Source organism: Eudoraea sp., from assembly GCF_049669105.1.
In the GTDB taxonomy this organism is placed as follows: Bacteria; Bacteroidota; Bacteroidia; order Flavobacteriales; family Flavobacteriaceae; genus Eudoraea.
Map to the genome: position 1 here is coordinate 1 of NZ_JBATKE010000001.1, position 9,728 is coordinate 9,728.

The following is a 9,728-nucleotide window of genomic DNA, read 5'->3' on the forward strand; positions in this document are numbered from 1 at the left end:
ACTGCAGAGATTGAGCGCATTGAGATTGATCCAAGACCCAGTGTTTTGGAGGGCCCAGATGCTAAGGGTGGAGTAATCAGAATTTGGACCAGAAGGACTCCACTTAAAAGGAACTCTACTGATGTAAATAAAAGAAGTTTTATTGATACTACCAACGGATTTGATGTTCCAAAAAAGTTTTACAGCCCAAAATACATTTATGCTAGTCCACTATTTGAGCTAACAGGAGCCATCCACTGGGAACCTGATTTAACCATAAACCCCAAAGGAAAGGCGATATTTAACATAGCAGATACCGGTATAACCAATATTTCATTCTATATAGAGGGTATGTCTGAAGATGGTAGGCTGATCTCCACCGTTAAAACAATTAACCTGGCAGATAAGAGCAACCCCTAAGTTTAGGATTTTCCTCAATTTATTAAGCAAATGTTTGGGGTTTATCAGAGTAAAATTGATGTTATATTAATATCTATCTTAGAGAAAACAAGTAGTTGCTCCCAAATGTGATCAACTAATATTAAACATTCTCATTAGTTATGAAACTCGATTTACCATTTGTACGCTCACAATTTCCGGCTTTTTCTGAACCTACCCTGGAAGGATGGGCTTTTTTTGAAAATGCGGGAGGATCCTATCCCTGTATTCAATTTATTAGCCGGTTGACTGACTTTTATATGAAAAACAAGGTGCAACCCTATTATCCTTATCCTGCTTCAATGCGGGCCGGAGAATTGATGGACCTTTCGTATAAGAGAATGGCTGACTATTTGAATGTTGAAGCTTCAGAAATTCATTTCGGTCCATCTACCACCCAAAATGTTTATGTTTTGGCCAATGCAATGCGCCCCATGTGGAAGGACGGGGATGAAATCATCGTCTCTTGTCAGGATCACGAAGCCAATGCAGGAGCCTGGCGAAGACTAGCTGATAGAGGAATAAAAGTTATTGAATGGCATGTTAACAAACAAACTGGTTTACTGAGTATTGGGGAATTAAGTTCATTGTTCTCTGACCGTACAAAAATGGTAGCATTTCCCCATTGTTCTAATGTAATTGGCCATATAAATCCGGTTAAGGAAATTAGCACGCTGGCTCATAAACATGGTGCCCTGTCTGTTGTGGATGGCGTAGGTCTTGCACCCCATGGTTTTCCGGATTTAAAGGATCTGGGTGCAGATATTTATCTTTTTTCATTGTACAAAACATTTGGCCCTCATCTGGGGTTGATGTATGTAAATAAAGAGCTGATAGCTAAGATGGAAAACCAATCTCATTTTTTCAAAGAGGGCATAAGTCGAAGTATGCTGACTCCAGCAGGACCAGATCATGCACAAATTGCTGCTGCAGGCGGAATATTAGATTATTTTGATACCGTGTATGAACATCATTTTGAAGAGGAAGCAAAACCACCTCATAGAAATAAAGCATTAAATAAATTATTCCAGGAGCATGAAAAAGCCCTGATGGAGAAGTTACTTGATTTTTTAAGAACTCGTGATGATATTAAAATAGTAGGTCCTGAAAGCGCAGAAGGAAGGGCGCCAATTATTTCTATTATTCCTGAAAATGAAAACTTAAAAAAGGTATATGCAAACTTAACAGAACACAAATTGATGCTTGGTGTGGGCACTTTTTATGCGGTGCGACCTTTTATGGATATGGATATTCCTCTACAACCCGGTGTAATAAGAATTTCTTTTTTGCATTATACCAGTATGGAGGAAATTAATCAATTGATCGCAGGATTAAAGAGCGCTTTGTACGCGATAGAAAGTTTATGAGAGGAATAGGGATAAATACATATTAAGCTATTCGGACCCCATATCAACATATCAATTATTTTAAGAACACATCACTAACCTATTCCTGTAAACCATTTCTTTGGTAATTCCCCGATTATAATTGATTTTTTAAACATTTATCTGTAAATTAAAATTAACGAAACAATTTTTGCAACATGAAGAATTTATTATTGGCCATATTATTGTTATCATTTGTCGCAGGCTGCGATAAAGAATATTCTTCCTCAGACTCAGAGAATCTGTTGACAGGAGTAAACGCCAAAGCCGGAAAGGTTGATATCTGTCATAAAGGCAAAATTATAAATGTAAGCAGCAATGCTGTTCCTGCCCACCTAAACCATGGAGATGCTGTGGATATTGATGGGGATGGCCTTTTTAATATTGATAACCTTTGTAGCGCAACCGATTGTGACGACAGTGATGCTGCAGATTGTAATGAAGAATTGAGCACAGCTGAATTATTGCCGGGAACCTGGACTACATCGGAAGTAGACATTTTTACTTCGGTGTCTGGACAATCGATAGCTGATTATCTCATTGACGTTGTCGGGTTTACCGAGGAGGATGCTTTAGATCAACAGGCACTTATTGAATCTTACCTGGAAGAGGAAGCTACAGGAACCCTTAAATTTTATGAGGATAATACGTATGAATCATTTGGCGCAAACGGTTATGATTTCGGCACTTGGAGCCTTAGTGCTGACGAAACAACCCTGACGCTATTTGAAAGTAATTTTCCCGATATGCTTATTATTACAATAAATAGCATTTCAGAGGATACATGGAATGCAACGATCGGGGACGATCTTTTATTTGATTTGGATAATAATCCCGCTACACCGGATGTCACCCTTACAGCAGCCGCCAACGTTGTCCTTGTTAAATAGCGGTATAGTACTGAGGTGTTTAATTAACTGCTCTTAGCAGGGCACATTTCTTTTCTGCATTACACCAGTACCCAGGAAATTGATCAGTTGATATCGGGGTTAAAGAATGCATTGTAAAATTTACCGCTTGAATTAAAGTCTGGGGAAAAATCCTTAAATAAAGATTGTATATTACAACATAATATTCCAATCAAAACCAGATGAAATTCATTCGTTTAAGCAATCGATTCAAGAATGGTGTGTATTCTTGCCTGATCATTCTCCGTAATTTGAGATCTTACAGATTTGCTCTTTTGGCAGCTTTGGGTATTCTTACCCTTCTAAGCTGTGCGGGTCCTCCGGTGGCCACAAATGTGCAACTTGTCCCGAATCCGAATAAGAATGCCCCATTGGCAGGAATTCTGACCTTTACCTCAGATCGTCCGGTAATTACTACTCTAACTATTGATGATGGGATGACACGGCAAATTGTTCAACCTGATGATTCCTTAAAAACAAATCATAAGGTTTTGGTCCTGGGACTTAAGCCAGGGAAACTGCATCAGATTACCGCAACACTCAAAGATGAAAATGGCAGGGAACTCATCCTGGATTCGCTTTCTATTGAAACCCCTCCATTGCCAGACGATTTTCCTTCGCTGGATTTGGTACAGGAGAAAACCGGTGAGATGGAGCCGGGTATAACTATGTTTACCGTGTTTCGCTGGAAAGAGGCATTTGATGATGATGCAGACTGGGGCTATGCAATTGCGGTAAATGAAGCCGGGGAAGTAGTTTGGTACCTGAAAACAAATAATTGGATTGATGAAGTCCGCAGAAAACATAATGGAAACCTCATGTTCGGAGGGGTTGAAGACGGACGTGTTTTTGAAGTGGATATGTTGGGGAATATTGTTCAGGAATGGTATTCTTCCGGTGCAGTAACCAAACCCATAACAGAGGAAAGTATTGCTGTAGATACTGATATGTTTCATCACGATGTGATAGAACTAGCCTCCGGTAATTTCCTGGGACTGGGACTGGAGGTGCGTTCACTTCAGGATTTCCCGGTGGAGTATCCCCCTTCTGAGAAGAAACAAACTGCTGATGTCGCCGGCGATGTCATCATTGAGTTCGCTCCGGATGGTAGCACGGTTCGCAAATGGTCTATGGTAGACATTCTCGACCCCAGGCGGCTGGGCGAGGGTTCCTTAAGCGGAGACCATTACTATGATATTTATAATGAAGTTTATGATCCCCTGCCTTATGATATTACACACTGCAATGCTATTTATTACATTAAGGAGGAAGATGCGGTACTGGTATCTTCCAACTTCCAATGTGCCATTTATAAGATAGATATGAAAACCGGGTCCTTAAAATGGATTCTCGGTGATCCAACAGGTTGGGAAAAACCGTGGTCCGATAAGCTCCTGAAGCCTAAAGGGGACTTCACCTGGCCCTGCCACCAACACGGAATGGAAATGACCCCTCAGGGCACACTTCTTTTATTTGACAATGGAGGGGCTCGCTTTATACCTCCAAATCCGCCAATGCCAAAGGAAGATCGTTTTAGTCGTGCTTTGGAATTACGGGTAGATGAAGTTGCCGGAACTGTGGAAGAGGTATGGACGTATGGCCCGGAAAAAGAACGATTTGTATCCCCTTTTATAAGTGATGCCGACTACCTGACTAACACAGGCAATATTTTAATAACCGATGGCGGACGTTTTAAGGATAAGGAAGGAAATCTGATGCCAACATTCGGGGGCCATCAATGGGCCCGGATCCTGGAAGTAACCAAAAAGCCATCTACTGAAAAGATCTGGGAGTTACATATTTATGATCCCGAAATCCGCTATTCTGTTTACAGGGCACAACGATTTTACAGCCTGTACCCCAATAAGGATCGTCCAACGGGATAAATATATTTTAGAGGTAATATCCTTAATACCAGTAAATAAGTGCTATTAGATATTGTCCTTAAATTTTAACACACGCCAAAAAAAGTACCAACTTAAAAATTTATAACATGACAACAACTAAATTATTTGACCTTACAGGAAACGTAGCGGTAATTACTGGGGGAAATGGAGGTATTGGTCGGAGTATAGCAATCGGATTAGCACAAGCAGGGGCATCAGTGGCAATATTTGGACGCAACGATGCAAAAAACAAAGCGACCCTTTCGGAGCTAAAGGAAATTGGAGTTCCTGCAATGGCTTTAAAAATTGACATCACAAAACGAACTGAACTGGCACCTGCCATAAAGAAAGTGGAACAGGAGTTAGGAAGTATTAGTATCCTGGTAAATAATGCTGGTAATGTGTCTTTAAGCGGAGGAGTCCTCAACGAAACAGAAAAAGATTGGGATAGTGTGATAGAGACACAGCTTAACGCTGTTTTTTTATTATCAAAACTCGTGGCAAAATCAATGGTTGAGAAAAAGCGAGGTAAAATTATAAATATTGGTAGTATGTATTCATTCTTTGGATCTGGTTTAATTCCGTCGTATAGTGCAGCAAAAGGAGCCGTAATTCAGTTAACCAAATCAATGGCAATTGAGTTGGCACCGCAAAATGTTCAAGTGAATGCAATTGCACCTGGATGGTTTGAGACAGATATGACCGCCCCAGTTAGAACAATGCCTCTTAATGATGAAATAATTATGAGAACTCCTGCCGGCCGTTGGGGTCAACCCGAAGAATTAGCCGGTACAGCAGTGTTCCTGGCTTCTAAAGCCTCTGATTTTGTAACCGGTGAAACCATTCGTGTAGATGGTGGCTATGCTATTCGGTGAACAATCTGATACCAGATTCAAATCTTGAAGATGATATTGAAGAAGGGCGCAGCTGTTTCAAGTATATTCGAACAACATGATGTAGAGGGCTTGCCTAACCCCTTTGAATAAATTAATAGAGAATTCAGTAACTTGGCAAAGTAACAGGCTACAATACCTCACATGATTAAATTCTTTAGAAAAATCAGACAACAATTACTAACTGAAAACCCGCCTGACGGACGGGCAGGTAAATTCAGTAAATATTTGATATATGGGATAGGCGAAGTTATTCTAATTGTTATTGGAATTTTACTCGCTTTGTATTTAAATAATATCAATAGTGAACAAAAATCAAAACTTGTTGAAATTGAATTACTTAATGAATTAAAGTCTAATGTTAATAGCAGTATAAAATCATTTGAAAGAACACTTGAATCAGAACGAAACTATCTGGGATATAATTTATTGATCCTAGATTATTTAGACAATAAAAAGCCTTACGATGATACGCTTCTCAAGCCATTTGGCGCTTATTTTTGGACGGTTTCTTCAAATCCCATTTCTGGTGGTTACACCTATTTAAAATCAAAAGGAATCGATTTAATAACCAATGATAGTTTAAGAAAAAACCTGAGCGTTTTATTCGAAAATGAATTTTTAATCATTAAAGAAGAAAATCAAATTTGGGCAAATAACTTACAGCAAAATATTTCTTATCCCTATCATGTCAGCCACTTCAGGAGGTATTTTTTGAAAGATAGTATTTCAGGAGATATTGAAGTGGCAAAACCCTTTAACTATAATGCCCTGATTTATGACGATAAATTTAAAAGTATTAATGCAGAAATCATTTCAAATAGAAATTGGAACATCAATAGCTTACAGGACTTAATTATCAAATCAGAAATCGTTGTGAAGGAGATTGAAGACGAATTGAAGTTTTTATAGGATCAAAAATAACGGAAAGTTAACAACATCTATAATTGATCTATCTTAAACCATTGAATACATTAATGGATAATTCAGTAACCTGGTAAAGTAACGACCAAGTGCTACTTCAAATGATTAAATTTTTCCGTAAAATACGCGGGCAATTCTTGGCTGAAAATAAAAAAGGAAATGTTTTAAGTATACCACTATAGAGGGTTATCAAGAGTCTTGTTATCCTTGTTACCCACCGGGATAAGATTTTTTTTAACCATTAGACCTGTAACCCCAAAAGTCTTGGGGATTTTATATAACTTGTCGCGAAAGAAATCCTGTACGTCTTTTATTGGAAAGTTTCAGGTTTCTCAACAAAAACTAACCAGGTCTATCCTTTAAAAAACCATAATGAAGAAAATTATCTTTTTACTCTTGGCAATACTGATTGTAATTGCCGGTATTCTCCTATTCAATACACTTTCTTTAACCTCCAGACAGGTAGAACCAGAATCATTGGAAAAACTCGATATTCCGGACGCAGTTTTCCAAAACCTATCCAGGGCGGTCCAATACCGGACGATTTCCTTTAGCGAAGATGCGATTCCAGATTCTACAGCCTTTCATGGTTTTCACCAATTTCTGGCAGATGCTTTTCCACTCATCCATGAAAATCTTTCCCTGGAAAAGATCAATGAATACAGTTTGCTATACAAGTGGGAAGGTTCAGATGCCTCCAAAAAACCAATCATTCTTATGTCGCACCAGGACGTTGTGCCTGTAGACCAGCCTACCCTGAAAAACTGGGAGGCAGGTCCTTTCGAGGGAAAGATTACGGACACTCATATCATTGGCAGGGGGACACTGGATGACAAAAGTTCCTTAATAGCATTAATGGAGTCTGTGGAAAAGTTGTTGAGTGAATCCTTCACTCCTTCCCGGACCATTTACCTTGCCTTCGGACACGATGAAGAAGTTGGGGGAAAAAACGGGGCTGGCAAAATTGCAGCCTATCTAAGGGAAAAAGGGATTAATGCAGCCATGACCCTGGATGAAGGTGGTTTTCTTTCAGAAAGCATGGTTGAGGGAATAGACAAACCTGTAGCCATAGTAAACCTGGCAGAAAAGGGGTTTGCGTCTTTCCGGCTTATTGTTGAAACAAATGGGGGCCATAGTTCGCGTCCTCCCAAGGAAAATACTATTGGAATGCTGGCCCAGGCCATTGTAGACCTGGAAAACAATCAGTTGCCTTATAAACTCGTAGAACCAATCAACTACCAGTTCGAATACATGGGAGCTGAACTCCCTTTTATGGAAAAATTGACTTTTGCCAATCCCTGGTTGTTCAAAAATGGGATCCTGGAAGATCTTAATGCCCATACCACCACGGCCCCAACAATTATTGAAGGCGGGGTGAAAAACAATGTGATACCTACTGTGGCGGAGGCTACTATGAACTTCAGGATTTTGCCCGGGGAGACCATAGAAACGGTAAAGCAGCATATACAAAATAGTATCAGCGATAAAATCAGGGTGGAAACTGTAGGTTTTCTAACCAACCCCTCCCCTGTTTCCAAGATTGATTCTGAGGCGTACAAGACCCTGGAAAAGACCATACGATCTATGTTTCCCAACGCTGTCGTGGTCCCCGGACTTGTAGGCGGCGGTACAGATGCACGTTATTTTTACGACATTTCCGACGATGTTTACCGGTTTTACCCTCTTAGGATAACTCCCGAGAGTTTTACGCGGTTTCACGGTATAGACGAAAAGATCAGCAAGGAGAATTATAAGGAAATAATTGAATTCACCTACCATTTGATCAGGAAATTCGATTGAAATAAAGCAGGTTTTGGAGCTTTATAGATTCTGGTAACCAGATAACAACTGCTTTACTTGATTACGTTCTTTAGAAAATTAGAAAGAAGCTCCTGACTTAAAACCTGACTATCGCTTTCGCATAGCTCTAGCGCAGCAAAGCCGGACGGGCAGGTAAATTCAGTAAAAAATAGTATTAACTTATTTTATGGAAGAACCCTTTGATAATTTTGAAACCCTGGATCCCAAAGATTGGGAAAAGTCTAAAGCCTTAATGCACCAGATGGTTGACGATGCCTTTAATTATACTAAAAATGTAAGAGATCGCAAAATTTGGCAGGAAATGCCCGAAAGCGTTTTAAATGCTTTTAAAACAGGCTTACCAAAGCAACCAAGTGATGCAGAAGACGTTTATAAGGAACTTCAAAAAAATGTCCTGCCTTACCCCATGGGGAACCTACATCCACGCTTTTGGGCCTGGTATATGGGAAGTGGTACTATTTCTGGAGTTATGGGCGATTTTTGGGCATCTATTCTTAACCCAAATTTAGGAGGCGGTAACCATGCGGCTCATAAAGTTGAAGAACAAGTTGTTGACTGGATAAAGGAAATTGTTGAGTTTCCAAAGTCCGCCAGCGGACTTTTGGTAAGTGGTGGGTCTATGGCCAACTATGCGGCATTGGCTGTAGCCAGAAATGTAAAGGCAGGTTACAACATCAGAGCTGAAGGCCTCAAAGAAAACAACCTGGTTTTTTATGGTTCAACCGAAATTCATAGCTGCAATACAAAAGCAATTGAGTTATTAGGCTTAGGGACCAAAGGCCTTAAAAAAATAAAGGTGAATGACGATTACACCATAAATATCGATACATTAAAAAAACAAATACAACTCGACAAGGAGGCTGGATTACAACCTATTTGCGTTGTTGGTACTTCTGGTACGGTTAATACTGGTGCCATTGATGATTTAGAAGCGATCGCCGATATTTGCCGGGAAGAAAACCTATGGTTTCATGTAGATGGCGCAATTGGTGCCATAGCTATGCTGTCACCTATAATTAAACCGCAATTAAAAGGTATTGAACGTGCAGATTCTGTGGCTTTAGATTTGCACAAATGGTTACATATGCCTTTTGAGGTTGGCTGTGTTGTTGTAAAAGATAGTGCCGGCCATAAAGACACCTTTTCTTTAATTCCGGAATATTTAGAGAAAAATACAAGGGGCTTGGCCTCCGGCGAAAATTGGTTTAGCGAATATGGCTTGCAACTCTCCAGGCGTTTTAGGGCACTAAAAGTATGGATGTCATTAAAAGAGCATGGGAGCCAGCGTTTTGGAAGAATGATATCCAGAAATGTTGACCAGGCCCATTACCTGGGAGCCCTTGTAAACCAACACCGGGATTTAGAGCTCATAGCGCCAATTGGTATGGATATTGTTTGTTTTAGATACAATCCCGGTTCGCTCTCACAGGATGAATTAAATGCACTGAATAAAGAAATTAAATTGCAAATTGAAGAACGTGCCATTGCCCTTCC

7 protein-coding genes and 1 pseudogene are annotated in these 9,728 nt (G+C 39.9%); all 8 read left to right on the forward strand.

Annotated features, from left to right (window positions below):
* Nucleotides 1–399, forward strand: a pseudogene (locus WBM60_RS00005) (hypothetical protein); the annotation flags it as partial.
* A 140-nt stretch (nucleotides 400–539) separates the two neighbouring features.
* The gene (locus WBM60_RS00010) at nucleotides 540–1,784 is read left to right on the forward strand and encodes an aminotransferase class V-fold PLP-dependent enzyme (RefSeq protein ID WP_424259446.1); all 1,245 of its coding nucleotides are present in this window, start codon (nucleotides 540–542) and stop codon (nucleotides 1,782–1,784) included.
* Nucleotides 1,785–1,960: 176 nt separating this feature from the next.
* The gene (locus WBM60_RS00015; RefSeq protein ID WP_424259447.1) at nucleotides 1,961–2,692 is read left to right on the forward strand and encodes a hypothetical protein; all 732 of its coding nucleotides are present in this window, start codon (nucleotides 1,961–1,963) and stop codon (nucleotides 2,690–2,692) included.
* A gap of 200 nt (nucleotides 2,693–2,892) precedes the next feature.
* The gene (locus WBM60_RS00020; RefSeq protein ID WP_424259448.1) at nucleotides 2,893–4,596 is read left to right on the forward strand and encodes an aryl-sulfate sulfotransferase; all 1,704 of its coding nucleotides are present in this window, start codon (nucleotides 2,893–2,895) and stop codon (nucleotides 4,594–4,596) included.
* A gap of 107 nt (nucleotides 4,597–4,703) precedes the next feature.
* Nucleotides 4,704–5,471, forward strand: a complete 768-nt coding sequence (locus WBM60_RS00025) for an SDR family NAD(P)-dependent oxidoreductase (RefSeq protein ID WP_424259449.1) — start codon at nucleotides 4,704–4,706, stop codon at nucleotides 5,469–5,471.
* A 162-nt stretch (nucleotides 5,472–5,633) separates the two neighbouring features.
* A complete protein-coding gene (locus WBM60_RS00030) occupies nucleotides 5,634–6,401 on the forward strand; it encodes a hypothetical protein (protein ID WP_424277206.1) in 768 nt (255 codons plus the stop codon).
* Between the two features lie 384 nt (nucleotides 6,402–6,785).
* A complete protein-coding gene (locus WBM60_RS00035) occupies nucleotides 6,786–8,213 on the forward strand; it encodes a M20 family peptidase (protein WP_424282605.1) in 1,428 nt (475 codons plus the stop codon).
* 187 nt (nucleotides 8,214–8,400) lie between these two features.
* Nucleotides 8,401–9,728: pyridoxal phosphate-dependent decarboxylase family protein (locus WBM60_RS00040; RefSeq protein ID WP_424282606.1), on the forward strand; the 1,328-nt coding region annotated here is incomplete at its 3' end.

Coding starts and splice junctions, on each gene's coding strand:
- WBM60_RS00025 (WP_424259449.1), top strand. CDS start 4,704: ATGACAACAACTAAATTATTTGACCTTACAGGAAACGTAGCGGTAATT.
- WBM60_RS00035 (WP_424282605.1), top strand. CDS start 6,786: ATGAAGAAAATTATCTTTTTACTCTTGGCAATACTGATTGTAATTGCC.
- WBM60_RS00020 (WP_424259448.1), top strand. CDS start 2,893: ATGAAATTCATTCGTTTAAGCAATCGATTCAAGAATGGTGTGTATTCT.
- WBM60_RS00030 (WP_424277206.1), top strand. CDS start 5,634: ATGATTAAATTCTTTAGAAAAATCAGACAACAATTACTAACTGAAAAC.
- WBM60_RS00015 (WP_424259447.1), top strand. CDS start 1,961: ATGAAGAATTTATTATTGGCCATATTATTGTTATCATTTGTCGCAGGC.
- WBM60_RS00010 (WP_424259446.1), top strand. CDS start 540: ATGAAACTCGATTTACCATTTGTACGCTCACAATTTCCGGCTTTTTCT.